Raw genomic sequence first — 25794 nt, 5'->3', positions numbered from 1 at the left:
CGCGCCAGCGCCCACTACCGCGCCGGCTCGGTGCCCCGCGGTGCCGCCGGAGTCGCGCTCGCCGGTCGGGCCGTCGGGAGCCGGAGCGCGACCGTCACCGGGGCTACGGCGACCTTGCCGTCGTCGATCACGCGGTAGGTGAAGGTGTCGACGGTCGCCGGAGGAGTCGCCGGAGGTATGTAGAGCAGGGTCTTCTGGGGCGTGATCTCGACCCGGCCGTAACGCGGCGGTGTGTCGATCTCGATCTGCGCCTCGACCGTCACGGCGTCGTTGGCCAGCACCGGGATGGGCGTCGGTACGGGTGCCGTCACCACGGCCTCGTCCGGCTCCGGGGTGGGCGCCTCGACGAACCTGACCGGGGGGCGAACCAGGTAGTGCGACACCTCGGAGGTGGTCTCGTTGACTGTCTGCACGTCCGGTATGCCGTCCAGGTCGGCGTCCACGATCGAGCTGTGCCAGATGCTCGATCCCGCCGGGTCCTGCTCCAGGTAGTTCGTCCCCCCGTCGCCGAACAGCACCGCCACCCCGGACTGCGGGGCACCGCAACGCTCGAAGTACGAGAACACCACCTCGGTGGCCCGGTCCTGGGTGAAGTCGGCGAGCTGCGGAGGTTGGACGGGGGTGGCGCAGAACTGTAGCTGTCCTGGGGCCAGCCCGCCGTCGGCGGTGTTCAGGAGGGTGGTGATTCCCTCACCCTGGTCGGTCCACTGGTAAACGTCCCTGCGTCCGTCGCCGTTGAAGTCGGAGACGTCTATGTAACTGGGTTGGAACAGGCCGGTGGTTCCCCCCGAGGGTCGGAAGTTCCGCAGAATCAGGAGATCCTCGTTCACGCCCACCGGACGACCGGCGAACCATCCCACGACCAGTTCCATGGAACCGTTCCGCCCGAGGTCGACCAGGGTCCCGATATCCGGGCACTGTAGAGGGGTCCCGGCGCCGGCAGGGTTCGGATACGCGTACAACCTCGCCCTAAGAAAACCGCCGCCCGCCCTGCCCAACTGCACCAGGACCCCACACCGGTCCGGCGGGGCCGAGGTGAGTTGGACGCGGTCCGTACGTCTGTCGCCGTTCACGTCGCCGAACAGCGTCTGACCCTGCGCACCCGCCCGAGCGGGTACGGCGGCACCCAAGGCGGTCACGGTCACGGCCACGGTCACCACGGCAATGCGTCTTGCCCACATGATGTTTTCCCTTCGCCTCCACACACCCGTTGCGGTGGCTGGCTTATTCCCCGACACTAATTCGCCTATATGTCCATAAGCCAGCAGATGACCGCTACACGACACCTATGTGACATATCACGGTAATTAGGGCAGGAATGTGCCCCACTCCTGGCTCGGTCGCGACTCGAAAAGAGTTTCATTCGGGACCGGACAACGGTGGCAGCAAGCGCCCTCGTGACCACCGCGCGGACGACAGGAGTCAATGCCGTCCTGAATCGTCGTCGCCCGCGCCAGAACGCGCGGCGCGACGCGGAAGCACCGCGACGGAGGCGGGTGTGACCTCTTTCGGCTCCAGCCGGCGATTACCTAACCGGCGGACCCGTCCGCATCCCGACCCGGCTCGTTCCCGGCCGCCCGACATCGCACCGCATATCGATCGGTACGGTCGCGACGGGCACCCCGGTGGGTACGGCGACAGTCCCCCGCAAGGCGAACGGCGGCCGGCGAGCGGTGGCAGGGGAGCGTCGGTTTGTCGAGACGACTCCCCGAAGTCGACTTCTCGTTCATGTTGCCATCCTTCTGTCCGACACCGCCCTGGAGCGCCGAACGAAGTCGCACAAGGAAATTCGAATCAGTTGTGGTCTCATGTCCACGGTGACCGTCCGGTGCCGGGGCGTACGGCAGGCGGGACGGTAACGGGTCAATGAGAGCCGGGTCGGCGGTGCGTGGAAAATGCACGGCGACATTTCCGAGCGGGTATCGGTCGCGATACAGATCCAGTCGGATCCGGGCATGGACATTGGCCCGGTCCGGGCACACGGCCACGGCGGTGAGCGCTTAGCGCGGAATGGTCCCTAGCACAGATGAGGGGAATTCATACGGGCCCCACCTTTGGTCTGTCGTCCTCGATTGCCAAGGTCTGGGGCAACATCCACTACTGGATGAAACAACGTTATCCCAGCTCAGGGGGGCTGTCAAGCAGACCCGACAAAGAATCATGCAGACGGGTGAATGGCAGGACGAGCCACGGCATGTATCGTTCCCCTGTCTCTGTTGATGTCGCTTCCACCCGGCGGCACCTCTCACTAATCCGGAAGGTGCGCCCCCAATGATGATGTCTTCACGGACATACTCCGACCGAAATCGGCGGGCCGGCCGGGGCGTGGTCGACGCATGACGGCGAATCGCCCCGCGGGCCGATGGGTCCGAGCACTCTCGACCATCGCACAACAAGAGGGTCCGGACAACGGAGCCGACAACGTCGCGAAGAGCCTGTCCAGAATCTGCCGCGCCGCCGCGCACGACCTCGGCGGATCGGGCGCGGGCGTCACCGTACTCAGTGAGCAGGGGGCCCGGGGGTTCGCCGCCGCCTCGGACGAGACCGCGTACCTGCTGGAGGAACTGCAGTTCACACTCGGGGAGGGTCCCTGCATCGACGCATACGAGACGCGCCGACCGGTCCTGGTCCCGGACCTCACCGCCGACACGGCGATGCGGCGCTGGCCGGTCTACGCACCGGCCGTCCGTGAGCACGACATCAATGCCGTGTTCGCGCTTCCGCTCCAGGTCGGGGCCCTGCACCTGGGCGCCCTGGACCTCTTCCGCCGTCAGACGGGCCCACTGACCAAGGACGCGTTCGACCAGGCGCTCACCTTCGCGGAGATCGCGCTGACCGTCGTGCTCGACGGCCAGGGAACCGCGACTGGTCGCACCCTGCCGATCGGGTTCGACCAGTCGCCCGGCTTCCGGGCAGAGGTGGCACAGGCCCAGGGCATGATCATGGTCCAACTCGGCGTCACCATCGAGGAGGCCCTGATCCGACTGCGCGCCCACGCCTATGCCGAGGGACGGCCGCTGCACCACGTCGCGCAGGACGTCGTCGACCGCAAGTTGCGGTTCGACCAGACCCAGAAATGAACGACAGCATCCTTAGGAACAGGGGCCAGGAGCTTGTCATGACCGCAGTCTCACCGCAACGACTCGCGAGGATCTTCGTCGAGATCTCCGACACCCTCGTCGACGAGTTCGACCTCATCGATTTCTTACAGACGCTCACCCAGCGGGCAGCGGAGCTCGCCGAGGCAGGCGTCGTCGGTCTGGTCCTCGCCAACCACTACGACCAGCTCCAGTTCATCGCCGCGTCCAGGGAAGAGGCCCGGGTTCTCGAGCTGTTCCAGATCCAGAACGACGAGGGCCCGTGCCTCGATGCGTTCCGCAGCGGCACCGCGGTGGTGAACACCGACCTGAACAGCGCCGTCGATCGCTGGCCACAGTTCGTGCCGTACGCCACCGCCGCCGGGTTCCGCGCCGTGCACGCCTTCCCGCTCCGCCTCCGTACGCAGGTCATCGGGGCGCTCAACGTCTTCGGTGCCACCGGGAGCGAACCGCTCAACAGCGACGACGTCCCGATCGTGCAGGCGCTCGCCGACCTGGCCTCGATCGCCATCCTGCACGAACGTGCCATCAGCCGGGGCGAGGAACTCACCGCCCAGCTCCAGAACGCGCTCAACAGCCGGGTCACCATCGAGCAGGCCAAGGGCGCCATCGCCCAGCGCAACGGCATCAGCGTGGACGAGGCGTTCGTGCTCATCCGCCGGCACGCCCGGTCGACCAACCAGCGGCTCGTCGAAGTGGCCCAGAACATCGTCCTGGACCTCGCCAACGTCCCTGAACTCACCTGAGGGCGACCGCCCGGTCGGGCCTCATGCCGACGTACGGTGTTGGGCCGGACTGAGCCCGCGTACGCGTTTGAAGGCGGAGCTGAGCGCGAACGGGCTGCCGTAACCGACCCGCCGGGCCACTGCGGCCACCGTCGCGTCCGGCTCGCGCAGCAGGTCGGCGGCGAGCGCGAGCCGCCAGTTGGTCAGGTACGCCATCGGCGGCTCACCGACCAGTTCGGTGAACCGGCGGGCCAGCGCCGCCCGGGACACCCCGGTACGCGCCGCCAGCGTGGCCACCGTCCAGGGCTGCGCCGGATGGTCGTGGAGCAGCCGCAACGCGGGCCCCACCACCGGGTCGCCGTGCGCCCGGTATCCGGCCGGCGCCGCCGCCTCCGGCCGGGAGAACCAGGCCCGCAGTACGGCGATGAGCAGCAGGTCGAGCAGCCGGTCGAGGACCACCTCCTGGCCCGGCTCGTCCCTGGTCATCTCCTGCGCGAGCAGCCCTACCAGCGGGCTGTTGCGCGCCTCGTCGGGCAGCACCAGCAGCGGCGGCAGCACCCGCAGCAGCCGCCCGCTGACCTCACCCTCGAACTGGTACGTGCCGCTGAGCAGCACCGCCGTCCCGTCGGCCCGCTCGCCCCAGGTCCGTACGCCGAGGTCCATCACCTCGCACAGCTCGTCACCGGACGGCGTGGTGCTGTGCTCGCCGGGATGGATCACCGCCTGCGGCGGGGTCGCCGGGTCGTCCGCCACCGTGTACGGCTCCGGCCCGCGCGCTATCGCCACGTCACCGGGACGCAGCCGCACCGGCTCGCCGCCGTCCGGTAGCACCCACGCCTCGCCGCGCACCATCGACATCAACGTGAGCGGCGCGCGGTCTTCGATCCGTACCGACCAGGGTGGGTCGAACACCGAGCGGATCAGGAACGCGCCGCGCGCCCTCGGCCCGTCCAGCAGCCCCGCGAGTGGGTCCATGCGTTCCAGGTTAGACGCGTACGCATGCGGTCGAGTGTCTCGACGATTCCCGCCGGCAGCCGCCCGGACTTGACTGGTGGCATGACAGCGAACACGATCCACGCACCGATCCTGGTCCTCGGCGGCACCGGCAAGACCGGTCGCCGGGTGGTGCGCCGCCTCACCGCCGCGAACCGGCCGGTACGGGTCGGATCCCGTACCGGCGAGCCGCCGTTCGAGTGGACCGACGAGCGCACCTGGGACGGCGTACTGACCGGGGTGGAGTCGGTCTACCTGGTGTACTACCCCGACCTGGCCGCACCGGGCGCGGTCGACACGGTCCGTTCCTTCACCGCGCGGGCGGTCGCCGCCGGGGTACGGCGACTGGTCCTGCTCTCCGGTCGGGGCGAGCCGGCGGCCCAGCTCAGCGAGGACGTGGTCCGGAACTCCGGGGTGGCGTGGACGATCCTGCGGGCGAGCTGGTTCAACCAGAACTTCAGCGAGGACTTCCTTGCCGACTTCGTACGCGAAGGCGCGGTGCTGCTGCCGGCGGGCGAGGTGGCCGAGCCGTTCGTCGACGCGGAGGACATCGCCGAGATCGCCGCCGAGGCGCTGACCGGGGACCGGCACGTGGGACAGCTCTACGAACTGACCGGCCCCCGGCTGCTCACCTTCGCCGAGGCGACCGCCGAGATCGCACGTGCCGCCGGACGTCCGATCCACTACCAGTCGGTCCCGCCCGAGGGGTACGCCGCCGAGATGGCCCGGTACGACGTACCGGCCGAGTTGGTGGGGGTGCTGATCGACCTGTTCGGTCAGGTGCTGGACGGCCGCAACGCGTACCTGGCCGACGGGGTGCGGCGAGCACTGGGCCGCGAGCCCCGCGACTTCGCCGAGTACGCCCACGAGGCCGCCGGCACCGGAGTCTGGTCCGCGCGTACCCCGGTGGACGCGGCGTGACCTCCACCCTGGCCGCCTGGTCGGCGGCGGTGACGCTGGCGCTGACCGGTGCGATCGCCGGCCTGTACTACGCGTACTCGGTCTCGGTGCTGCCCGGCCTGAACGCGATCGACGGCGGCTCCGCGATCCGGGCCATGAACAGCATCAACGTGAAGATTCAGAATCCGCTCTTCTTCGTCACGTTCTTCGGGCCGGTGGTCACGGCGACGTTGACCGGCGTACTGCTGCTGATGCTCGGGCACCGGCCGGCGGCGGTGCTCTTCCTGCTCGCCGCGACCGTCTACCTGCTCGGCGCGTTCCTGCCCACCGTGGCGGTCAACGTACCGATGAACGACCTGCTCGCCGCGGCCGTGGTGCCCGCCGACCCGGCGGAGGCGGCACGGGTATGGGCGGACTACTCGTCGCGCTGGATCGGCTGGAACACCGTACGTGCCGGCGCCAGCCTGATCAGCCTGCTCCTGGTCGGTTCCGGCATCTACCTCTGGCACCGCCAGCCCTGATCCGGGGGGAACGGGGGGACGCCCGGCGGATCCGGTCAGCGGGGTTTGCGAGCCTCGACCAGGATCCGCCGGGCGTGCGCGACGAATGGGCCGTCCGCCTCGATCCGCCGGTGCAGCGCGGCGAGTTCGTCGCGGTAGCGCTCGACGGTGAAGCCGGGCACGATCCAGATCACCTTGCGCAGGAAGTGGACCACCGCACCGATGTCGTGGAAGACCGTACGCAGGGACTCCTCGCGCAGGTCGAGCAGTTCCAGGCCGGCGGCCCGGGCCTCGGCGGCGATCCAGGCCGTGCCTCGTCGGGGGTTGGCCGGCAGCGGCCCGGCGATCACCTCGGCCAGTTCGCCGACCGTGCCGGGGCCGATCTGCTGGGAGAGGAAGGTGCCGCCGGGGCGGAGCACCCGGGCCACCTCCGGCCACCGGGTGTCGACCGGGTGCCGGCTGACCACCAGGTCGAAGGCGGCGTCGCGGAACGGCAGGTCGGTGGCGGCGACCACGTGGCCGCCCAGCGGGGCCAGGTTGCGCCGGGCGATGTCGACGTTCGGCGGCCAGGACTCGGTGGCCACCAGCAGCGGTGGCGGCTGGCCGATGGTGGCGAGCACCTCGCCCCCGCCGGTCTGGAGGTCGAGAGCGGCGTTCGCGCGCGACATCCTGTCCGCGAGCAGTTGGGAGTAACCCCACGAGGGGCGTTCTTCGGTGGCCCGGCCGGCGAACCAGGAGAAGTCCCACCCCTCCACCGGCACGGAAGCGCCCTCGGTGACAAGCTCGTCGAAGGTCGGCGTCGTCGCTCTCATCCGGGCAGTCTCGACCGCCGCCGGTCCGCCCCGCAACGGAAAAACCCCTCCGCGTACGCGCCCCGTGATCGCGAAGGGTTTGGCTCGCTATGACCGGCCGAACTCTCCGCGATCACGAAGGCAGCCAGCGCGGGGCGCGGCAGGATCCGCGAGAGAGAGGCCGGGCCGAATACAGCGAAGCCCCCCCGCCGCTGGGTGGGGAGCTTCTCTTCAGGTCGGGCGGTTGGGTCAGCCCTGCTTGGTCAGGCCGACGAAGTTGCGCCACGCCGTTGGCTCGAAGGCGAGCACCGGGCCGGACTGGTCCTTGCTGTCAGCAGTCCAGGGTGGAGACACTGTCGCTCGGCCTCCGAGCCGGTACGCGGTGCGCCGGCACACCCGTGGGCGCGGGTGTGCCGGCGACTTTCCGTGGTGCCGTACGGTCAGTTGGGGTTGTTCGCGTGGGTCAGGGTTTCCCAGGCGACGAAGAGGTTGTTGGTGCCGGCCGGACGCTGCTGCTCGGTGAGCCGCTGGGTGTTGGTCATCGCGATGCCCATCCGGGTGTTCAACGCGTTGAAGCCGACCTCGGTGACCGGGCCCAGGCCCTTGGTCAGGCTGCCGCCGCAGAGCCAGCTCGGGATCGCCTCGCCGAGCTGGTACTTGGAGTGGAAACCGAGCGCGTGCCGCAACCGGTCCTGCAACTCCGGGTAGAGGTCCTGGCCCTGGTGCCGGGTGGTCTCGGCGACGTGGGCGATGGCGGACAGGCCGTAGCCGGTGTGGACGAAGTCGCGGCAGGTCTCCTGGGACAGGCCGTCGACGAAGGTGTTCTGCCCCTGCCAGTAGCTCGCCACCTCGGCACGGGTGTCGATGGTGCTGCCGGCCGGGCCCTTCGGGAAGGCCCCGTCGCTGGTGATGTAGAGGAAGGCGGGCACCCGGGCGCGGAACTTGGCCAGGGCCCGGTCGTAGACCGCCCGGTCCTCAAGGAAGACCGAGATGCCGATGGACGCCTCCATCATGCTCAGTTCCCAGTTGCCGTTGCTGTACGTGTTGCCGTTGATGATCTCCGGCAGGTAGACGTTGCGCAGCATGTTGCCGAACCGGGTGATGCTCGCCGACGACCAGCCGCTGTACGTGTAGCGGATGATCTCGGCGGCCCGGGGCCAGGACGAGCCCGCCCAGGCGGTCTGCAACGGGGCGTTGCTGTTGGTGTGGTCCTGGATCACCGCCGACCAGGCGTCCATGATCTGGATGGCCTTGGTGGCGTACCGGCTGTCCTGGGTGATGTACCAGGCCAGCGACAGCGTGTACGCGGCCAGCGCGTCCTCACGCTCGTCGGTGCAGCCGTTGTTCGGGTTCGAGTACGACCCGCACTCGACCACCGCGCGCGGCTTCGCGGTCCGGGTCAGGGACGCGTACCGGCTGGCCATCATCTGGTCGTACGCGGCACGCCACGGCTGGGCGTACGCGTTGACCCGGCCCCGGATGAAGTCGAGCTGGGGTCGGCTGACCAGCACACCGGGGTGGGTGAAGGTGGCCGGTGCGGCGACGACGACGTCACCCGCCGCGGGCGCAGGTGCGGTGGCACCGACCTGCGCGGTGGCGGCCGGGGCTGCGGTCAGCAGCAGGGCGGTGACCGCGGTGACGGCAAACGCCCACCTGCCGTGCCGGAGTGGATGGGACATCAGGTCCTCCTGGTGGGAGTGGCCGACTGGCTCGGTTCGGCCGGGCAAGCGGGGGTGACCGACACCGAACTGTTAAGAGTGTTAACTACTTCGATATGACCATCCCGGTCGATACGTTGTCAACCACCACAGCCAGGCCGAACGCAGCCGGCCCCCTCGGAAGGCATCCACCGGGGTCACTGCCAGCAGCGATTACTCCGAGCGAAAAACCCCGTACGCCGTCCAGCCCCGGTCCGGGAAACCCGCCGCCTCGGCCACCCGCGCCGACGCCTGGTTGTCCGGCGCATGCAGGTACGTCGGCACCGCGCCCTCGTCGAGCACCCGACGGGCGGCCTGCGCCACCAACCGCCGGGCCAACCCCCGCCCCCGGGCGGCCGGTGTGGTGCCGACCGACAGTTCCTGCCCGTGCCGGTCGTGGCGTTTGATCCCCACCCCGGCCAGGTACTCGCCGTCGTCGTCGCGCGCCACCAGCACGTCACCGAACGGACGCAGCCAGGTGGGCAACGCCGGATCGTCGGAGGCGACCCACTCCCCCGCGTCCGGCAGCGGGGCCGGCGCCAGCGAGTACCGGAAGATCGCCGGATACGACTGCCAACCCGGATGACCGACCACCGCCGGCAACTCGGCGAGCAGGGTGTCGAACGGCTTGGCGGCGAGTTCGCGTACGGCCGCCAGCCGGTCCGGCGGCACCGACAGCACCAGGCCACCCGGCGCACCGACCCCGACCGCCGGGCGTACCTGCCCGTCCCAGGCCGGTCGGATGCGCCGCTCCGAGCCCACCACCTGCAACGGCTGCCGGGTGGGCCACTGCCCCAACCAGGTCACCAGATGGTGGAAGAGGCGTGTGTCGAGCAAGGGGCCCTTCCTAACGCGTCCGGCTCGGTGGCTCTTGATATTCGGCAGCGTACGCCGAAGCGGGCGGCACCGGTCGTGCACTCGAACAGCCGACGTACGCGACCTGCCGCTCGCCGTGCAGGACCCACGTCGAGTGGTTCGCCGGGTCGACTCAGCGCAGGTACGAGGCGCCGTTGAGGTCGAGCACCGCGCCGCTGGCCCAGACGGCCTCCGGTGAGGCGAGCCAGGCGACGGCGGCGGCGATCTCGGCCGGCTCGGCGACCCGCCCGAACGGGCTCTGTGCCCGGATCGCATCCCCGGTCGCCCCGTCGAGCAACGACGCCACCATGTCGGTCCGGATGAATCCCGGTGCCACCGCGGCGACACCGATGCCGTGCGGGGCGAGGTCGACGGCGAGGGACTGGGTCAGCGAGTGCACCCCGGCCTTGCTGGCGCCGTACGCGGGTGCGTTCGGCTCGCCCCGGTAGGCGCCCCGAGAGCCGATGTTGACGATCCGCCCGCCGGCCGGACCCTCGGGGCGTTCGAGCAGGTGGTGCACCACGCACCAGGTGACGTTGGCGGTCCCGTGCAGGTTGACGTCGAGGATCTCCCGCCAGTTCGCCTGCCAGTCCGCGTACGAGGTTTCGGTGATCGGCCGTTCGACGTACCGTCCGGCGTTGTTGACCAGGAGGTCCACCCCGCCGAGCGCCTCGACCGCGGCGGTGACCACCGACCGGGCCCGCTCCGGGTCGGCGAGGTCACCGGCGACGACGGCGTGCCCGAGCCCGGGCAGCGCGGCGGCCACCGCGTCGGCCCCGGTGGTGTCGGCCCGGCAGTGCACGGCCACGGTGTATCCGGCCTGCGCGAGTGCCGCGGCGACAGCGGCTCCGACGCTGCGCGATCCACCGGTGACGAGGGCACGTTGTCCGTTGCTCATCGGCGCACCCTAACCGGACCGCACAGATCTCGACAAAGATCAACCTGCCGCCGGAGCGTCCGGAGCGGCATGATGGACCCAAGGACGCCGCTTCGTCGGCACCGACCCCGACCCTCCGGGGGTGTGAGCGCTGCCCGTGGCGCACCGAGGACCGCGACGGTGTGCGGCACAGACCCCAGGTCACCCGGCCGGTACCGGCCCGAGCGGCGAGCTAGTCGGGCCAGTATTGCATACGATATTCAGGCTACAGTATTGTAAACACGGTGGCGGGTCGGCGATGTGGAGGTGGGATGGCAGTGGACAGTCCTGATGCCTCGGTCAAGGATCGGGTGCGTGCGCTGGTCGCGGCACATCGAGGGGATCGAGGGGCGCTGTTGCCGATCCTGCACCGGATCCAGGCCGAGTTCGGTTGGATCGACCAGCAGGTCGTGCCGGTGCTGGCGGCCGAACTGAACCTCTCCCGCGCCGACGTGCACGGCGTGATCACCTTCTACACCGACTTCCGCTCCGAACCCGCCGGCCGCACCACGGTCAAGCTCTGCCGGGCCGAGGCCTGCCAGTCGGTCGGTGCCGAGAAGGTCGTCGCGCACGCCGAACAGGTGCTCGGCATCAAGGTCGGACAGACCACACCGGACGGTTCGGTCACCCTGGAGCAGGTCTTCTGCCTGGGCAACTGCGCGCTCGGCCCGGCCGCCCAGGTCAACGGACGCGTCGTCGGTCGACTCGACCCGCGGCGACTCGACGCCCTCCTGGTCACGGAAACGGTGAACTCATGACCACGGGCCACGGAAACGGCGAAGCCATGACCACGAGCCACGGAAACGGGGAAACCATGACCACACCGGTCACCGTCTACGTCCCCCGCGACTCGGCCGCCCTCTCCGTCGGCGCCGACCAGGTGGCCGCGGCCATCCAGCGCGAGGCCGCGCTCGCCGGCCGCCCGGTCGAGGTCGTACGCAACGGATCACGCGGCATGCTCTGGTTGGAACCCCTGGTCGAGGTGGAAACCGCGCGCGGCCGGATCGGCTACGGACCGGTCGACCCGGACGAGGTGGCCGGACTCGTCGCCGCCGGCCTGCTCGACGGCGCCGACCACGAACTCAACCAGGGTGTGGTCGAGGAGCTGCCCTGGTTGCGTGACCAGACCCGGATCTGCTTCGCCCGGGTCGGCGTCACCGACCCGCTCTCGCCACAGGACTACGTGGCACACGGCGGCCTGGCCGGGCTGCGCCGAGCCCTGGACCTCACCCCGGCCGAGGTGGTCGCCGAGGTCACCGAGTCCGGGCTGCGCGGACGAGGCGGCGCCGGCTTCCCGGCCGGCATCAAATGGAAGACCGTGCTCGACACCCCCGGCCCGCTCAAGTTCGTTTGCTGCAACGCCGACGAGGGCGACAGCGGCACCTTCGCCGACCGGATGCTGATGGAGGGTGACCCGTTCACCCTGATCGAGGGCATGACGATCGCCGCCCACGCGGTCGGCGCGAGCGAGGGCTACCTCTACGTCCGATCCGAATACCCCGACGCGGTCCGTACGCTGCGCCAGGCGATCGACATCGCCCGCGCGCAAGGCTGGCTGGGCGAACGCATCCTCGGCTCGGAACTGACGTTCGACCTGTTCGTACGGGTCGGCGCCGGGGCGTACATCTGCGGCGAGGAAACCGCCATGCTGGAAAGCCTCGAAGGCAAACGCGGCATGGTACGGGCGAAGCCGCCGATCCCCGCCATCACCGGCCTGTTCGGCAAGCCGACCGTGGTGAACAACGTACTCACGCTGGGCTCGGTGCCGGCGATCCTGGCGAACGGGGCGGCGGCGTACCGGGACCTCGGGGTCGAGCGGTCGCGCGGCACCCAGGTGTTCCAGCTCGCCGGCAACATCGCCCGTGGCGGGGTGTTCGAGACCGCGTTCGGCATCACCCTGCACGACCTGATCTACACCTACGGCGGCGGCACCCGTACCGGCCGTCCGCTGCGCGCGGTGCAGGTCGGCGGCCCGCTCGGGCAGTACCTGCCCGCCGCCAACCTGGACCTGCCGATGGACTACGAGGCGTTCGCCGCCGCCGACGCCATGCTCGGCCACGGCGGCATCGTGGTCTTCGACGACACCGTGGACATGGCCTCGATGGCCCGGTTCGCGATGGAGTTCTGCGCCGAGGAGTCCTGCGGCAAGTGCACGCCCTGCCGGGTCGGCGCGGTACGCGGGGTGGAAGTGATCGACCGCATTGTCGCGGGTGAGGACCCGGACGGGAACCTGGCCCTGTTGGGTGATCTCTGCGAGCTGATGACCGAGGGATCACTGTGCGCCATGGGTGGGCTGACGCCGAACCCCGTACGCAGCGCGCTGCTGCACTTCCCCGACGACTTCACCGCCCGCTACGAGGAGGCCAGACGACCATGAGCCTGTTGAAGGAACCCGACCTCGGTACCCCGGCGAAGGCCGGACCCGCGACGGTGTCGATCGAAGTCGACGGCCTACCGGTGACGGTGGCCGAGGGCACGTCGGTGATGCGGGCAGCGGCACTGAGCGGCATCGACATCCCGAAGCTCTGCGCCACCGACAGCCTGGAGGCGTTCGGCTCCTGCCGGCTCTGCCTGGTGGAGATCGACGGCCGGCGCGGCACCCCCGCCTCGTGCACCACCCCGGTCGCCCCCGGCATGAAGGTACGCACCCAGACCCCGAAGCTGGAGAAGCTCCGCCAGGGCGTGATGGAGCTGTACATCTCCGACCACCCGCTGGACTGCCTGACCTGCTCCGCCAACGGCGACTGCGAGTTGCAGGACATGTCCGGTGCGGTCGGCCTGCGCCAGGTCCGGTACGGCTACGAGGGCGCCAACCACCTGGACGCGCCGACCGACACCAGCAACCCGTACTTCGACTTCGAGTCGTCCAAGTGCATCGCCTGCTCCCGCTGCGTACGCGCCTGCGGTGAGGTGCAGGGCACGTTCGCGCTGACCATCGAGGGGCGCGGTTTCGGCTCCAAGGTCAGCGCCGGTGCGGGCGAGCTGTTCATGGACTCCGAGTGTGTCTCCTGCGGTGCCTGCGTACAGGCCTGCCCGACGGCTACGCTCCAGGAGAAGTCGGTGATCCAGCTCGGCATGCCGAGCCGGAGCGTCGTCACCACCTGCGCGTACTGCGGGGTCGGCTGTTCGTTCAAGGCCGAGCTGCGCGGCGACGAGCTGGTCCGGATGGTGCCGTACAAGGACGGTGGCGCCAACGAGGGGCACTCCTGCGTCAAGGGGCGGTTCGCGTTCGGCTACGCCACCCACCCCGACCGGCAGCTCTCGCCGATGCTCCGCGACAAGATCACCGACGAGTGGCAGAAGGTCGACTGGGACACCGCGATCAACTACGTGGCGACCAGGATGCTCGACATCCAGGCCCGGCACGGCGTCGGCGCGATCGGCGGCATCACCTCCTCGCGTACCACGAACGAAGAGGTCTACGTGGTGCAGAAGATGATCCGGGCGGCGTTCGGCAACAACAACGTCGACACCTGCGCCCGGGTCTGCCACTCCCCCACCGGGTACGGGCTAAAGCAGACCTTCGGCACCTCGGCCGGCACCCAGGACTTCCGCTCGGTCGCCAAGGCCGACGTGATCCTGGTGATCGGCGCGAACCCGACCGACGGGCACCCGGTCTTCGCCTCCCGGATGAAGCGCCGGCTGCGCGAGGGCGCGAAGCTCGTGGTCATCGACCCGCGCCGGATCGACCTGGTCCGCTCGCCGCACATCGAGGCGGCCCACCACCTGCAACTCGCCCCCGGCACCAACGTCGCCGTGGTCAACGCCCTCGCGCACGTGGTGCTGACCGAGGGGCTCTACGACCGGTCGTTCGTCGACGAGCGGTGCGAGGACTTCGACGGCTGGGCCGAGTTCATCTCCCGGCCGGAGAACAGCCCCGAGGCGGTCGAGGAGATCACCGGCGTACCGGCCGAGGAACTGCGGGCCGCGGCGAGGCTGTACGCCACCGGGGGCAACGCCGCGATCTACTACGGTCTGGGCGTCACCGAGCACAGCCAGGGCTCGACCATGGTGATGGGCATGGCGAACCTGGCCATGGTGACCGGCAACATCGGTCGCGAGGGCGTCGGGGTCAACCCGCTGCGCGGGCAGAACAACGTGCAGGGCTCCTGCGACATGGGTTCGTTCCCGCACGAGCTGCCCGGTTACCGGCACGTCTCCGACGACGCCGTACGCACGGTGTTCGAGAACATGTGGGGCCGGCCGCTGATGTCGGAGCCGGGGCTGCGGATCCCGAACATGTTCGACGCCGCCGTGGACGGCACCTTCCGGGCGATCTTCGTGCAGGGCGAGGACATCGCCCAGTCCGACCCGAACACCAAGCACGTCTTCGCCGCGCTCGGCGCGATGGAACTGGTAGTGGTGCAGGACCTGTTCCTCAACGAGACGGCCAAGTTCGCGCACGTGTTCCTGCCCGGCACGTCGTTCCTGGAGAAGGACGGCACGTTCACTAACGCCGAGCGCCGGATCAACCGGGTACGCCCGGTGATGGCGCCGAAGACCGGCAAGCACGAGTGGCAGATCGTCTGCGAGATCGCGGAGGCGATGGGCTACCCGATGGACTACAGCCACCCGCGCGAGATCATGGACGAGATCGCCGCGCTCACCCCGACCTTCGCCGGGGTGTCGTTCGAGGTGCTGGACAAGCTCGGCAGCGTGCAGTGGCCGTGCAACGAGAACGCGCCCGAGGGCACGCCCACGATGCACGTGGACGGTTTCGTACGCGGCAAGGGCCGGTTCGTACCGACGCCGTTCGTGCCGACGAAGGAACGCAGCACCCGCAAGTACCCGCTGATCCTCACCACCGGCCGGATCCTCAGCCAGTACAACGTCGGCGCGCAGACCCGGCGTACGGCGAACGTGGCGTGGCACCGCGAGGACGTACTCGAACTGCACCCGCACGACGCCGAGGTACGCGGCATCAACGACGGTGACGAGGTGACCCTGGCCAGCCGGGTCGGTGCCACCTCGCTGCGCGCCGTGCTCTCCGACCGGATGCCGGTCGGCGTCGTCTACACCACCTTCCACCACCCGGTGACCGGCGCGAACGTGGTCACCACGGAGAACTCCGACTGGGCGACCAACTGCCCGGAGTACAAGGTCACCGCGGTCCAGGTGGGGTTGAAGCACTCCCGTCCGCCGGCACAGGTCGCGCAGGACGAGGTGCTCCTGCCGGCGCTGGCGGACTGACATGTCACACCAGGGCGTCTCACCGTCGGTCCGGCTCGCCAACGAGATAGCGGCGCACTTCCATCACGTACCGCCGGAGGTGGCGGCGAAGGAGATCGCCGAGCACATCCGGCTGTTCTGGGATCCACGGATGCGAGCCGAGTTGGACCGTCGGGTCGAGGCCGAACCGGACGAGTTGGACCCGCTGGCCCTCGCGGCGGCCCGCTTGCTGGCCGCGAGGTAGCACCAGCGCGCAGGCGCTCGGCTCTCGTACGAGAGCCGAGCGCCCGCTCCACGTCTGCCCGGCCGCTAGCGGGCGCCAGCGAGTTCGGGCTCCCCGACCGGGTCGCCGTCCCCGGCGCTCGCGGGCAGGTCACGGCTCAGCTTCTCGCCCTCGACGTCGACCTCGGGCAGGATCCGGGCCAGCCAGCGGGGCAGCCACCAGGCGGACCGGTCGAGCAGCGACATCACCGCCGGCACGATCGTCATCCGTACGACGAACGCGTCCACCAGCACCCCGAAGGCCAGGGCGAACCCGATCGACTGGATGAGCACCTGGTCGCCGAAGATGAAGCCGCCGAAGACGCTGATCATGATGATCGCGGCGGCGGTCACCACCCTCGCCCCGTGGCGGAACCCGCTGACGACCGCCTCCTGCGCGCTCCGGCCGTGCACGTAGTCCTCGCGCATCCGGGTGACCAGGAAGACCTGGTAGTCCATCGCGAGTCCGAACAGGATGCCGATCAGCAGCACCGGCACGATGGGAGCGATCGGTGACGCCTCCTCGACGCCGAACACCGAGCCGAGCCAGCCCCACTGGAAGACCGCGACCATGGCACCGAAGGTCGCACCGACGCTGAGCAGGAAACCGAGCGTCGCCTTCAGCGGCACCAGGATCGAGCGGAACATCAGCAGCAGGATCAGGAACGCCAGCCCGACGACGAGCCCCAGGTAGGGCAGGAACGCGTCGTTGACCCGGTCGGAGGCGTCGATGTTGACCGCGGTCGAGCCGGTGACGGAAACCTCGGCGCCGGTGGACGTACGCAGGTCGGACTGCCGGTCACGGATGTCGGTGACCAGGTCGGTGGTGGCCGGGTCGTTCGGTCCGGTCGCCGGTACGACGGTGAGCAACGCGGTACCGCCGTCCGGGCTGAGCACCGGCGGGCTGATCGAGACGACGTTCGGCAGGCCCTTGATACTGCTGGTCGCCTCGGTGGCCGCCGCGTTGACGTCACCACCCTCGCCGTCCACCACGATGGTGAGCGGACCGTTGAAGCCGGGCCCGAACCCGACGCTGAGCATCTCGTACGCCTTGTGTTGGGTGGTTTCGGCGGCGGCCGTACCGTCGTCGGGGAAGCCCAGGCGCAAATCGGCCGCGGGCACCGCGATCACGCCCAGCCCGATGACGGCCGCGACCAGCACCGGCACCCGGCGGCGGGTGACGAACCGGGCCCACCGCTCGCCCATCGGCGCGGTGCCCCGGTCGGATTCCGGGTCGCGGGCGCGCCGGCCGCCGGTGATCCGCTTCCCGGCGAAACCGAGCAGCGCGGGGAGCAGGGTGAGCGCGACCAGCACGGCGATGGCGACCGTTGCCGCCGCGGCCAGTCCCATCGAGCGCAGTACCGGGATGCCGACCACGGAGAGCCCGGCCAGGGCGATGATCACGGTCAGGCCGGCGAAGGCGACCGCGGATCCGGCGGTGCCGACCGCCCGGCCGGCGGCTTCGAGGGGGTCCTTGCGGACCGCGACCTCGTGCCGGAAGCGGGAGACGATGAACAGGGCGTAGTCGATGCCGACGGCGATGCCGAGCATCAGCGCCAGGATGGTGCTGTTGGAGTTGATGTCGACGAAGCCCGAGGCGGCGCTGATGCCGGCCAGTCCGACCAGCACGCCGACGAGCGCGGTGAGCAGCGGCAGGCCGGCGGCGACCAGCGAGCCGAAGGTGAGTGCCAGCACGACCGCGGCGATCACGATGCCGATGACCTCGGTGATCCCGGTCTCCGGTGACGACTGGAGGGCGTCGCCGCCGATCTCGACGGTCAGCCCGGCCGCGCGGCCGACGTCGGCGGTCTCCAGCAGGGCGTCGCGGTCCGAGGTGGCAAGGGCGGGCCCCTGTACGGAGTAGCGCGCCTGGGCGATCCCGTACCGGCCGTCGGGCGAGATCGCGTTTGCCTGGTACGGGTCGACCACGCTGGCCACCTTCGGTGCGCCGGTCAGCGCCTCGACGACCTTGCCGACCGCCGTGCGGTTCGCCGGGTCGGTGAGCTTCTGCCCGTCCGGTGCCTGGAACACCACCCGCGCGGTGGCACCGCTGGCGTTCGCCTGCGGGAATCGGTCGGCGAGGTGGTCGATGGCGCGCTGCGCCTCGGTGCCGGGGACGCTGAACGAGTTGGACATGCTGCCCGAGACGGTGGCCGCTCCCACGCCAACCAGCGCGAGCAGCAGCACCCACAGTCCCGTCACCAGCCATCGGCGACGGTACGAGAACCGGCCTATCCGGTAGAGAAACGTTGCCACGAGATCCGCTCCAGGACAGATAGGGGACGTCATCCTTGCGCCGTCACGGCACCAAGGCGTTCGGACATGATCGATAAACGCCAGGTGAAGGCGCCGGTACGGTGTTGCCGGTACGCCCTGAAGCTAGCCGATCGGCAAGGGGAGCACTAGCCGATCGGCAAGTGACACACCTAACGATCGACTAGCTGGCACCTTGCCGATCGGCAAGCTATCGTCCAGCCGATCGGCAAGGTAAGGACCTGTCGACCGACTAGCCGTTTCCTTGCTGGTCGACAAGCTGAAAACCTGCTGGACGGCAGGTTAGGCTTGACCCTGTCCGCAGCCCGCCCACTGCCGACGCCGAGGAGGAGATATGACCGCGAGCCCCACCCGCGAGACAGTCGCCACCGAGAGCACCCGGGCCCGGCTGCTCGACACCGCGCTGGAGTTGTTCATCCACCGGGGTTTCGCCGGCACCTCGCTGCAGATGATCGCCGACCAGCTCGGCATCACGAAGGCGGCGGTCTACCACCACTTCAAGACCAGGGACGAGATCCTCGCCTCGGTCATCCGACCGGCCGTCGAGGACGTCTCCGCCGTGATCGCCGAAGCCTCGGCACAGCGCACCCCCACCGCTCGCGCGGAACGGATGCTGGTCGGCTGGGTGGACGTCGCAATCCGGCACCGCTCCCTGATCACCCTGCTCCAGGTCGACCCCGGCGTGAAGCCGTTGCTGAAGGACCAGGAGAACGCGTCGATCCTGCTCGAACAGCCCTGCGACCTGCTCGCCGGCCACCTACACGGCACGGGTGGTGCCGGGATCAGCGCCCAGGTGGCCCTGTTCGGCATCGCCGTCGCCGCCGCGAAGCCGGAGGTACGCGAGTTGGCGGACGAGGAACTGCGGGACATCCTGCTCGACGTCGGCCGCCGGATCCTCGGCCTGCGCCGCCCCCGGACGGCCTGACCGTCATGGACGTCGACCGCACCGCGCCGGTGATCGTCGAACTGGCCACCATCGTCGACGCTCCCCTGCAGACCATCTGGGAGCTGCACACCAACATCGACGAGTGGACCGTGTGGCATCCCGAGGTCACCCGCGCCCGGCTCACCGGCCCGCTGGCGGTCGGCGCCACGTTCGAGTGGGAGACCGCCGGACTGGCCATCACCTCCACCGTCGGAGAACTCGAACCACTGCGGCGGATCGCCTGGGGCGGACCGGCGCGCGGCATCGACGGGGTGCACGTCTGGACGTTCGAGCGATACGACGACGGGGTGGCCGTACACACCGCCGAGTCGTGGGCCGGCGCGGCGGTGCTCGCCGACCCGGACGGTCTCCGGGCCGCCCTGACCGCCTCCCTCACCGCCTGGCTGGCCGCACTGAAGGCCACCGCCGAGTCGATTCGCTGAGCCGCCTGCCCGGACCCGCCGTCTCGGCCACCCACCGGACACGGGCGGCGCTCGGCGAGGGCGCTTCCCGGACCGGCCCCCGACTAGGCTTCGGCACCATGACCACGCAGGAGGCGCAGCGCTGGGAGCGCCCCGGACCGACCGCCGCGCAGCGCCGGCACGACTGGCAGATCGGCGCGCTGCTGGTCGGCGGTGGACTGCTCAGCGTGCTGCTGCTCAACAGCTCCGGCACGTTCGCGCTCGGCCACCCGCCGCCGTGGCCGGAACAGCTCGCCTGGATCGTGGGGATCAACGCGCCGATGGCCTGGCGGCGGCGCTGGCCGGAGGCGACCACCCTGCTCACCGCCAGCCTGTTCATCGGCGCCCAGGCACGGGCCAACGTCGACGTCCTGGTCTCGTCCGTCACCCTCTTCATCGCCATCTACACACTCGGCGCCTGGGGCCGGGACCGGCGGCGGGCCGCCGTGATCCGGATCGCGGTGATCGTGGCCATGTTCTGCTGGCTCGCCCTCAGCGCCGCGATCGCGATGCCGGACCTCCCGCCGGACGCGTTCAGCGGTGCCGCCGGCCCGCTGCCGCCCCTGTTCGCCGTGCTGCTCACCTCGGTCCTGTTCAACCTGATGTACTTCGTCTTCGCGTACCTGTTCGGGAACACCGCGTGGCTGTCCGCGCGGCGGCAACACGAGGTGCAGGTGCAGACCGAGGCACTGCGCCGGTCCCAGGCCGTACTCGCCGAACGTGCGGTGATCCAGGAACGCGTACGCATCGCCCGCGAACTGCACGACGTGGTTGCCCACCACGTCGCCGTGATGGGCGTACAGGCCGCCGCCGCGCGGAGGGTGATGGACCAGAACCCGCCGAAGGCGAAGACCGCGCTCGCCGCCGTCGAACAGACCGCCCGGACCGCCATCGACGAGTTGCGCCGGCTGCTCGGTGTGCTCCGGCAGGCCGACGGCTCCACCACCGACCCGCGCACCGAACAGCCGACCGGACACCGGCTGGACCAGGTGGAGACGCTGCTGAGCGGGGCCCGCGAGGCCGGGTTGACGGTCGACTTCCGTACCTTCGGCGAACCGGTGCCGCTGACCGACTCGGTCTCGCTGGCGGTCTACCGGATCATGCAGGAAGCGCTGACCAACACCATCAAGCACGCCCGCGCCAACCTGGTCGACGTACGGATCCGCTACCTGCGACAGGAGATCGAAGTGGACGTGGCCGACGACGGTCGCACCGCCGCCGAGCACGCCGTACGGCTGCCGTCGGGCAGCGGACTCGGCCTGATCGGGATGCGGGAGCGGGTCGCGGCACACGGCGGCGTACTGGAGATCGGTGCCCGCGACGGCGGCGGATTCCGGGTACGCGCCCGGCTTCCCCTGCACGACGACACCCAGCCGGCCGAGACGGTGGAGGCCGGATGAGCGAGGCACCCTCGTCCACGTGCGCACCGATCCGGGTGCTGCTGGTCGACGACCAGCGGATGCTCCGCGCCGGCTTCCGGGTCATCCTGGAGATCGAGGACGACATCGAGGTGGTGGACGAGGCCGCCGACGGCGCGGAGGCGGTCGAGCTGGCCGCCCGGCACCGCCCCGACGTGGTGCTGATGGACGTCGAGATGCCGGTGATGGACGGGCTGGAGGCCACCAGGCGGATCGTCGCCGCCTCGGCCACCGGCGGCGCCGCGGTGCTGATCCTGACCACCTTCGACCGCGACGACTACCTGTTCGCCGCCCTACAGGCCGGTGCCAGCGGCTTCCTGCTCAAGAACGGCTCACCCGAGGACCTGGTCGAAGCGGTACGCGTGGTCGCCCGCGGTGACGCCCTGCTCGCCCCGCAGCTCACCAAGCGGGTCATCGCCACCTTCACCGCACCCGGCTCCGCGACGGCCACGGATCCGGCCGGGGGTGCGCAGCCCCTCCCGCCCGCGCAGCGCTCCGGACGGGAAGCCGGGCCGCTGGCCGGGCTGACCGAGCGAGAACACGAGGTGCTCGTGCTGCTGGCCGGCGGCGCCTCCAACGCCGAGATCGCGGGGCAGTTGCTGCTCGGCGAGGCGACCGTGAAGACGCACGTGTCCCGGGTGCTGATGAAACTGCACCTGCGCGACCGTACGCAGGCGGTGGTCTTCGCGTACGAGCACGGCGTGGTGACCCCCCGTACGGCCGAGGGCTGACCGCCGCCTCCACCCCGCGCCGGACGGCGGACCCCGCCGTGGCCCGGGGTCCGTCGCGCGGCGGACCCCGACGGCTCCGTCCCGCGCCGGACGCCAACGCCGACGCCTCGGCCTAGGCTCGGTCGCAGGTCACCCGCATCGAACCGGGCGGGGATCACGATCAAGCAGAGGGAGACCGCATGCTCCGCGTCGCGTCCGTGAGCCGGACGTTCGGTGATCGCCGGGTGCTGCACGACATATCGTTCGACATCGGCGCCGGCCGGATGACCGGCTTCGTCGGCGCCAACGGTGCCGGCAAGACCACCTCGATGCGCATCATCCTCGGGGTGCTGGCCGCGGACTCGGGCGAGGTCACCTGGGACGGCGCCCCGCTCACCCGCACGCTCCGGCAGGGCTTCGGCTACATGCCCGAGGAACGTGGCCTGTACCCGAAGATGAAGGTCCGTGACCAGCTCGTCTACCTGGGCCGGCTGCACGGGATGACCGCCCCGGAGGCCCAGCGCAGCAGCGACGACCTGCTGGAACAGATCGGGCTGGCCGAACGGGCCGGCGACGCGGTCGACACCCTGTCGCTGGGCAACCAGCAACGCGCGCAGATCGCGGCGGCGCTCGTACACGATCCGGTGGCCCTGGTGCTCGACGAGCCGTTCTCCGGGCTCGACCCGATGGCCGTCGACGTCATCGTCCGGGTGCTGCGGGAACGGGCTGCGCGCGGCGTACCGGTGCTCTTCTCCAGCCACCAGCTCGACGTGGTCGAACGGCTCTGCGACGACCTGGTGATCATCGCCGACGGGGTCATCCGCGCCGCCGGCAGCCGCGCCGACCTGCGCCGCAAGCACGCTTCGCCGCGCTACGAACTGGTCGTCGACACCGACGCCGGCTGGGTACGGGACCTGCCCGGCGTCACCGTGGTCGACCTCGACGGCGCCCGAGCGGTCATCGACATCCACTCGCCCAGCGACGACCAGGAGGTGCTGCGCCGGGTCCTGGAACGGGAACCCGTACGCGCCTTCCGTCCGATCGTTCCGTCGCTCGCCGAAATCTTCCGGGAGATCGCACGATGACGCTCACCAGTCAGACCCAGCCGACCGACGCACCCGCCGCCGCACCCGCGCCGCTCCGGCCCGCCACCTCGTTCTGGCAGGCGGTCGGCCTGATCAGCGGGCGCGAGATCGGCACCAAGCTGCGGGACAAGGCGTTCCTGTTCAGCACGGTCTTCTTCCTGCTGCTCACGGTCGGCTCGACCGTGCTGCCGGCGATGCTCTCCGGCGGGCCGGACACCGTCGCCGTGGTCGGCTCCGAAGCCGCCGAGGTGCTCGGTGCCGCCGGGCTGGAGGTGCGGACCGTCGCCGACGAGCAGGCGGCCCGGGACCTGGTGCTCGCCGAGGACGTGGACGCGGCCGTGGTCGCCGGCCCGAACGGCGTACGGGTGCTGGCGCTGGACGAGGCGCCGACGGACGTGGTGAGCGCGCTGAGCACCGCTCCCCCGGTGGAACTGCTCGACCCGGACGCGGTGGACCCGGTGGTGGGGGTGCTGGTGCCGCTGATCTTCGGGATGGTCTTCTTCTTCACCTCGATCACCTTCGGCATCCAGATCGCGCAGAGCGTCACCGAGGAGAAGCAGACCCGGATCGTGGAGATCCTGGTCGCCACCGTGCCCGTACGCGCCCTGCTCGCCGGCAAGGTGATCGCCGCCAGCACGCTCGCGATCGGGCAGATCGTACTGATCGCGCTGGCCGCCGTGGTCGGCATGACCGTCACCGACAGCGGCGCGATCATGGACCAGGTCGCCCCGGCGATCGGCTGGTTCATCCCGTTCTTCGTGGTGGGATTCGTGCTGCTGGCCGCGATCTGGGCGGTCACCGGCGCGCTGGTCAGCCGGCAGGAGGACATCGGTTCGGTGTCGATGCCGGTGCAGATGCTGGTGCTGATCCCGTTCTTCGCGGTGATCTTCGGCAACGACAACAGCACCCTGATGACCGTGCTGTCGTACGTGCCGTTCTCCGCGCCGACCGCCATGCCGGTACGACTCTTCCTCGGCGAGGCCGCCGGCTGGGAGCCGGTGGTGGCGTTGCTGATCCTGCTCGGCTCGGCGGTGGCCGTACTGCTGCTCGCGGCACGCCTGTACGAGGGCTCGCTGCTGCGTACGAACGGACGGACGTCGCTGGCCGCTGCCTGGCGTAACCGGGGCAACTGACGGGTCAAGCCACGCGGGGGCCACGGGGGCGGGCGGAGGGTCGATCATCGGCCCTCCGCCCGAGCGCGTTGTGGTCCCTGTCGGCTTTCACCCCGCCAGTTTCGCCAGGCCGAGGCGGGCGCAGGTGCCGGTGTCGCCGGGGAAGACCGCGGCGATGCCGTTGTCGAGCACGCACGCCTGTAGCGGCGGCACGGGCACGGTCGGCACCACACCGGCCGACGGACCGACTTCCTTCGCCCCGCCTTCCGGTGGCCGGACCCCCTTCGCCCCGGCCTCCAGCACACCCTGCTGCCACAGCGCCGCACAGAGTTCGACCGCGGCAGCGGCGGACCGCTGGCCGTCGCCGGACCACGCCCGACCGACCGTGGTGCCGTGGAAGTCGGAGTCGCCACCGTCCAGGGACGCCACCGTGTAGCAGCGGGTCTGGTCCTCGACCGGCACCGAGGCCGGCCGGTAGGCGACATAGGCCGCGGCGGCGCCACCGAACAGCAGGGTCGAACCGGCCGCCGTCACCGCGAGGTACCGGGCGATCCGCCGTCGCCGCGGCATCCGTACCGGGGTCGACGCGTACTGCTCCAGCAGGGCCTGGCGGGCCCGCGCCCGTGCGGGCGGCAGCGGTCGCTGCGGGGGAAGGTCGACGAGACTGGACATCAGCGGGTCTCCTTGGACTCGTGCGTTCGGGGCGTGGCCGCGACGTCGGCGAGTTCGGGGCGGCTCTGCACCGCGTCTGGCACAAGGCCGGGCTGGGCGGGATCGGGCTGGGCGGGTTCGGACTGGGCGGGTTCGGACTGGGCGCGCTCCAGGGCGGCGAGGCGTTCGCGGGCCCGGGACAGGCGGGACCGTACGGTGCCGACCGGCACGCCGAGCGCCACCGCCGCCTGGGCGTAGCTCAGCCCGGACATGAGTACGAGCGCCACCACGTCCTGTTCGTCGGCGCCGAGGGTGGCGATCCGGCGCAGCACCTCCCGCATCCGCCGCTCGTCGTCGAGCCGGGACGCGACCTCGTCCGCGTGGTCGGGTTCGACCGGCCCGGCCGGCAGGCGGAACTGTGCCGCGTCGTAGCGGCGAGCGGCGCGCGCGACGTTGCGTACGACGTTGTTGGCGACTCCGAGCAGCCACGGCAGCAGTGAGCCGTCCACCCCGACCGCCCTGGCCCGCCCCCGCCACGTTTCCAGGAACACCAGGGAGGTGGCGTCCTCGGCGGAACTCCACGAGCCGAGGCGACGGAAACAATGGTTGTACACCGCGTCCGAATGCCGGCGGAAGATCTCCCCGAACGCCGCGCCCGTACCCGACTCGGCCTGCGCCAACAGGTCGAGATCCGGTGTCCGCGGATCGAAGTGCTGTCCCATACCTAGCTATGTCCGCTCGGCACACGACGGTTCCCACCGACATCGGGAAATCCGTTTCGGCGGTACGTGAGGCAATTCCACGAACGCCCGATCACCGGACGTCCGCACGGTTCGGTTCATCCTTTCCAGGATGAACCGAACGGGAGCCCCGAAGGGGAGGTACGGAAAGTCAGCCGCGGGTGATGTGGCTGTAGCCGACCAGGAACGAGGCCGTACCGGGGGTGAATGCGGTGGCGAACTGCGCGGCGAAGGACGGGACGGCGGCCTCGAGTCCCAGGCTCTCCTCGTCGGCGAACTTCGCGGCCGCGGCCACGATCGACGCCAGCAGCGCCCGCTGCCGGGGCGGGAGGTCGAGCCCGTCGAGCGCTGCCGCGAGCCCGTCGATGTCGGCCTGGTTGATCGGCGTTTCGGTCACTGCGGGCCTCCAGATTGCGTTACCTGGTGAGCACGACCTGAGCGGTACGACCATGGTGGCCGTCCGACCCGGACCGCCACCCGCTGCCGTCCGGACACCGACACTCGGGCCCGGAC

The 25794-nt window shown here is 70.3% G+C and carries 25 protein-coding genes; 14 read left to right on the top strand and 11 right to left on the bottom strand.

Annotated elements, in window-relative coordinates:
* Positions 1 to 14: 14 nt before the first annotated feature.
* Positions 15 to 872: an Ig-like domain-containing protein gene (locus AB0J90_RS06605; protein WP_363592859.1), complete on the bottom strand. Its 858-nt coding sequence runs from the start codon at positions 870 to 872 to the stop codon at positions 15 to 17.
* Between the two features lie 1464 nt (positions 873 to 2336).
* On the opposite strand from AB0J90_RS06605, the gene AB0J90_RS06600 reads away from it, so the two are divergent.
* A complete protein-coding gene (locus AB0J90_RS06600) occupies positions 2337 to 3080 on the top strand; it encodes a GAF and ANTAR domain-containing protein (protein ID WP_363592857.1) in 744 nt (247 codons plus the stop codon).
* A 38-nt stretch (positions 3081 to 3118) separates the two neighbouring features.
* A complete protein-coding gene (locus AB0J90_RS06595) occupies positions 3119 to 3844 on the top strand; it encodes a GAF and ANTAR domain-containing protein (RefSeq protein ID WP_363592855.1) in 726 nt (241 codons plus the stop codon).
* Between the two features lie 21 nt (positions 3845 to 3865).
* Here AB0J90_RS06595 and AB0J90_RS06590 read toward each other — a convergent pair whose 3' ends face one another.
* Positions 3866 to 4798: an AraC family transcriptional regulator gene (locus tag AB0J90_RS06590; protein ID WP_363592853.1), complete on the bottom strand. Its 933-nt coding sequence runs from the start codon at positions 4796 to 4798 to the stop codon at positions 3866 to 3868.
* Positions 4799 to 4879: 81 nt separating this feature from the next.
* Between AB0J90_RS06590 and AB0J90_RS06585 the strand changes: the two genes are divergently transcribed.
* Together AB0J90_RS06585 and AB0J90_RS06580 are read left to right on the top strand one after the other, a co-directional pair.
* Entirely contained in the window at positions 4880 to 5737 is an 858-nt protein-coding gene (locus AB0J90_RS06585; protein WP_363592851.1) for an NmrA family NAD(P)-binding protein, read from the top strand.
* Positions 5734 to 6237, top strand: a complete 504-nt coding sequence (locus AB0J90_RS06580; protein WP_363592849.1) for an anthrone oxygenase family protein — start codon at positions 5734 to 5736, stop codon at positions 6235 to 6237. The genes AB0J90_RS06585 and AB0J90_RS06580 overlap by 4 nt, the downstream gene beginning before the upstream one ends.
* Positions 6238 to 6272: 35 nt before the next feature.
* Here the strand turns inward: AB0J90_RS06580 and AB0J90_RS06575 are convergent, their stop codons facing one another.
* From AB0J90_RS06575 to AB0J90_RS06555, 5 genes are all read right to left on the bottom strand, one after another.
* Positions 6273 to 7028 (bottom strand): class I SAM-dependent methyltransferase, encoded by a 756-nt coding sequence (locus AB0J90_RS06575; protein WP_363592847.1) that lies wholly within the window; start codon positions 7026 to 7028, stop codon positions 6273 to 6275.
* 228 nt (positions 7029 to 7256) lie between these two features.
* The gene (locus AB0J90_RS06570; RefSeq protein WP_363592845.1) at positions 7257 to 7361 is read right to left on the bottom strand and encodes a DUF397 domain-containing protein; all 105 of its coding nucleotides are present in this window, start codon (positions 7359 to 7361) and stop codon (positions 7257 to 7259) included.
* A gap of 86 nt (positions 7362 to 7447) precedes the next feature.
* The gene (locus AB0J90_RS06565) at positions 7448 to 8686 is read right to left on the bottom strand and encodes an alginate lyase family protein (RefSeq protein WP_363592843.1); all 1239 of its coding nucleotides are present in this window, start codon (positions 8684 to 8686) and stop codon (positions 7448 to 7450) included.
* Positions 8687 to 8878: 192 nt separating this feature from the next.
* Entirely contained in the window at positions 8879 to 9541 is a 663-nt protein-coding gene (locus tag AB0J90_RS06560) for a GNAT family N-acetyltransferase (protein WP_363592841.1), read from the bottom strand.
* 151 nt (positions 9542 to 9692) lie between these two features.
* Positions 9693 to 10457, bottom strand: a complete 765-nt coding sequence (locus tag AB0J90_RS06555) for an SDR family oxidoreductase (RefSeq protein ID WP_363592839.1) — start codon at positions 10455 to 10457, stop codon at positions 9693 to 9695.
* Positions 10458 to 10753: 296 nt separating this feature from the next.
* Here AB0J90_RS06555 and AB0J90_RS06550 point away from each other — a divergent pair, with 296 nt between their 5' ends.
* Genes AB0J90_RS06550 through AB0J90_RS06535 form a run of 4 tightly spaced genes read left to right on the top strand, consistent with a single transcriptional unit; the run spans position 10754 to position 15888 of the window.
* Entirely contained in the window at positions 10754 to 11233 is a 480-nt protein-coding gene (locus AB0J90_RS06550; RefSeq protein WP_363592837.1) for a formate dehydrogenase subunit gamma, read from the top strand.
* Between the two features lie 56 nt (positions 11234 to 11289).
* A complete protein-coding gene (locus tag AB0J90_RS06545; RefSeq protein WP_363592835.1) occupies positions 11290 to 12852 on the top strand; it encodes an NADH-quinone oxidoreductase subunit NuoF in 1563 nt (520 codons plus the stop codon).
* On the top strand, positions 12849 to 15665 hold the full coding sequence (gene fdhF, locus AB0J90_RS06540; protein ID WP_363592833.1) for a formate dehydrogenase subunit alpha: 2817 nt from the start codon (positions 12849 to 12851) through the stop codon (positions 15663 to 15665). The genes AB0J90_RS06545 and fdhF overlap by 4 nt, the downstream gene beginning before the upstream one ends.
* 1 nt (position 15666) lies before the next feature.
* Positions 15667 to 15888, top strand: a complete 222-nt coding sequence (locus tag AB0J90_RS06535) for a formate dehydrogenase subunit delta (protein ID WP_363592831.1) — start codon at positions 15667 to 15669, stop codon at positions 15886 to 15888.
* A gap of 65 nt (positions 15889 to 15953) precedes the next feature.
* On the opposite strand, the gene AB0J90_RS06530 is transcribed toward AB0J90_RS06535, so the two are convergent.
* Positions 15954 to 18161: an MMPL family transporter gene (locus tag AB0J90_RS06530; RefSeq protein WP_363592829.1), complete on the bottom strand. Its 2208-nt coding sequence runs from the start codon at positions 18159 to 18161 to the stop codon at positions 15954 to 15956.
* A 352-nt stretch (positions 18162 to 18513) separates the two neighbouring features.
* Between AB0J90_RS06530 and AB0J90_RS06525 the strand changes: the two genes are divergently transcribed.
* The 6 genes from AB0J90_RS06525 (at position 18514) to AB0J90_RS06500 (ending at position 23911) form a co-directional block, all read left to right on the top strand.
* Positions 18514 to 19104 carry a helix-turn-helix domain-containing protein gene (locus tag AB0J90_RS06525; RefSeq protein ID WP_363592827.1) on the top strand — a complete coding sequence of 197 codons (591 nt, stop codon included), beginning with the start codon at positions 18514 to 18516 and terminating at the stop codon, positions 19102 to 19104.
* A 5-nt stretch (positions 19105 to 19109) separates the two neighbouring features.
* On the top strand, positions 19110 to 19547 hold the full coding sequence (locus tag AB0J90_RS06520; RefSeq protein ID WP_363592825.1) for an SRPBCC family protein: 438 nt from the start codon (positions 19110 to 19112) through the stop codon (positions 19545 to 19547).
* Between the two features lie 98 nt (positions 19548 to 19645).
* Entirely contained in the window at positions 19646 to 20965 is a 1320-nt protein-coding gene (locus AB0J90_RS06515) for a sensor histidine kinase (protein WP_363592823.1), read from the top strand.
* Positions 20962 to 21714 (top strand): response regulator transcription factor, encoded by a 753-nt coding sequence (locus tag AB0J90_RS06510; protein ID WP_363592822.1) that lies wholly within the window; start codon positions 20962 to 20964, stop codon positions 21712 to 21714. The genes AB0J90_RS06515 and AB0J90_RS06510 overlap by 4 nt, the downstream gene beginning before the upstream one ends.
* Positions 21715 to 21893: 179 nt before the next feature.
* On the top strand, positions 21894 to 22778 hold the full coding sequence (locus AB0J90_RS06505; protein ID WP_363592820.1) for an ATP-binding cassette domain-containing protein: 885 nt from the start codon (positions 21894 to 21896) through the stop codon (positions 22776 to 22778).
* On the top strand, positions 22775 to 23911 hold the full coding sequence (locus AB0J90_RS06500) for an ABC transporter permease (protein ID WP_363592818.1): 1137 nt from the start codon (positions 22775 to 22777) through the stop codon (positions 23909 to 23911). The genes AB0J90_RS06505 and AB0J90_RS06500 overlap by 4 nt, the downstream gene beginning before the upstream one ends.
* An 87-nt stretch (positions 23912 to 23998) precedes the next feature.
* Here the strand turns inward: AB0J90_RS06500 and AB0J90_RS06495 are convergent, their stop codons facing one another.
* The 3 genes from AB0J90_RS06495 to AB0J90_RS06485 all read right to left on the bottom strand — a co-directional run bounded on the left by AB0J90_RS06495 (position 23999) and on the right by AB0J90_RS06485 (position 25678).
* Positions 23999 to 24562: a hypothetical protein gene (locus AB0J90_RS06495; RefSeq protein ID WP_363592816.1), complete on the bottom strand. Its 564-nt coding sequence runs from the start codon at positions 24560 to 24562 to the stop codon at positions 23999 to 24001.
* Positions 24562 to 25263, bottom strand: a complete 702-nt coding sequence (locus AB0J90_RS06490) for an RNA polymerase sigma factor (protein ID WP_363592814.1) — start codon at positions 25261 to 25263, stop codon at positions 24562 to 24564. Before AB0J90_RS06490 ends, AB0J90_RS06495 begins: the two co-directional genes overlap by 1 nt.
* Positions 25264 to 25432: 169 nt before the next feature.
* Positions 25433 to 25678 (bottom strand): hypothetical protein, encoded by a 246-nt coding sequence (locus AB0J90_RS06485; protein WP_363592812.1) that lies wholly within the window; start codon positions 25676 to 25678, stop codon positions 25433 to 25435.
* Between the last annotated feature and the right edge of the window lie 116 nt (positions 25679 to 25794).

The organism is Micromonospora sp. NPDC049523 (assembly GCF_040676775.1).
GTDB lineage: Bacteria > Actinomycetota > Actinomycetes > Mycobacteriales > Micromonosporaceae > Micromonospora_G.
The sequence above is the reverse complement of the archived record's forward strand: the minus strand, read 5'-3'. Positions and strand labels throughout refer to the sequence as shown.

Excerpts from the sequence above, each read along its gene's own strand:
- AB0J90_RS06605 (WP_363592859.1), bottom strand. The coding sequence starts at position 872 with ATGGAACTGGTCGTGGGATGGTTCGCCGGTCGTCCGGTGGGCGTGAAC.
- AB0J90_RS06600 (WP_363592857.1), top strand. The coding sequence starts at position 2,337 with ATGACGGCGAATCGCCCCGCGGGCCGATGGGTCCGAGCACTCTCGACC.
- AB0J90_RS06595 (WP_363592855.1), top strand. The coding sequence starts at position 3,119 with ATGACCGCAGTCTCACCGCAACGACTCGCGAGGATCTTCGTCGAGATC.
- AB0J90_RS06590 (WP_363592853.1), bottom strand. The coding sequence starts at position 4,798 with ATGGACCCACTCGCGGGGCTGCTGGACGGGCCGAGGGCGCGCGGCGCG.
- AB0J90_RS06585 (WP_363592851.1), top strand. The coding sequence starts at position 4,880 with ATGACAGCGAACACGATCCACGCACCGATCCTGGTCCTCGGCGGCACC.
- AB0J90_RS06575 (WP_363592847.1), bottom strand. The coding sequence starts at position 7,028 with ATGAGAGCGACGACGCCGACCTTCGACGAGCTTGTCACCGAGGGCGCT.
- AB0J90_RS06565 (WP_363592843.1), bottom strand. The coding sequence starts at position 8,686 with ATGTCCCATCCACTCCGGCACGGCAGGTGGGCGTTTGCCGTCACCGCG.
- AB0J90_RS06555 (WP_363592839.1), bottom strand. The coding sequence starts at position 10,457 with ATGAGCAACGGACAACGTGCCCTCGTCACCGGTGGATCGCGCAGCGTC.
- AB0J90_RS06545 (WP_363592835.1), top strand. The coding sequence starts at position 11,290 with ATGACCACACCGGTCACCGTCTACGTCCCCCGCGACTCGGCCGCCCTC.
- fdhF (WP_363592833.1), top strand. The coding sequence starts at position 12,849 with ATGAGCCTGTTGAAGGAACCCGACCTCGGTACCCCGGCGAAGGCCGGA.
- AB0J90_RS06535 (WP_363592831.1), top strand. The coding sequence starts at position 15,667 with ATGTCACACCAGGGCGTCTCACCGTCGGTCCGGCTCGCCAACGAGATA.
- AB0J90_RS06525 (WP_363592827.1), top strand. The coding sequence starts at position 18,514 with ATGACCGCGAGCCCCACCCGCGAGACAGTCGCCACCGAGAGCACCCGG.
- AB0J90_RS06520 (WP_363592825.1), top strand. The coding sequence starts at position 19,110 with ATGGACGTCGACCGCACCGCGCCGGTGATCGTCGAACTGGCCACCATC.
- AB0J90_RS06515 (WP_363592823.1), top strand. The coding sequence starts at position 19,646 with ATGACCACGCAGGAGGCGCAGCGCTGGGAGCGCCCCGGACCGACCGCC.
- AB0J90_RS06510 (WP_363592822.1), top strand. The coding sequence starts at position 20,962 with ATGAGCGAGGCACCCTCGTCCACGTGCGCACCGATCCGGGTGCTGCTG.
- AB0J90_RS06505 (WP_363592820.1), top strand. The coding sequence starts at position 21,894 with ATGCTCCGCGTCGCGTCCGTGAGCCGGACGTTCGGTGATCGCCGGGTG.
- AB0J90_RS06500 (WP_363592818.1), top strand. The coding sequence starts at position 22,775 with ATGACGCTCACCAGTCAGACCCAGCCGACCGACGCACCCGCCGCCGCA.
- AB0J90_RS06495 (WP_363592816.1), bottom strand. The coding sequence starts at position 24,562 with ATGTCCAGTCTCGTCGACCTTCCCCCGCAGCGACCGCTGCCGCCCGCA.
- AB0J90_RS06490 (WP_363592814.1), bottom strand. The coding sequence starts at position 25,263 with ATGGGACAGCACTTCGATCCGCGGACACCGGATCTCGACCTGTTGGCG.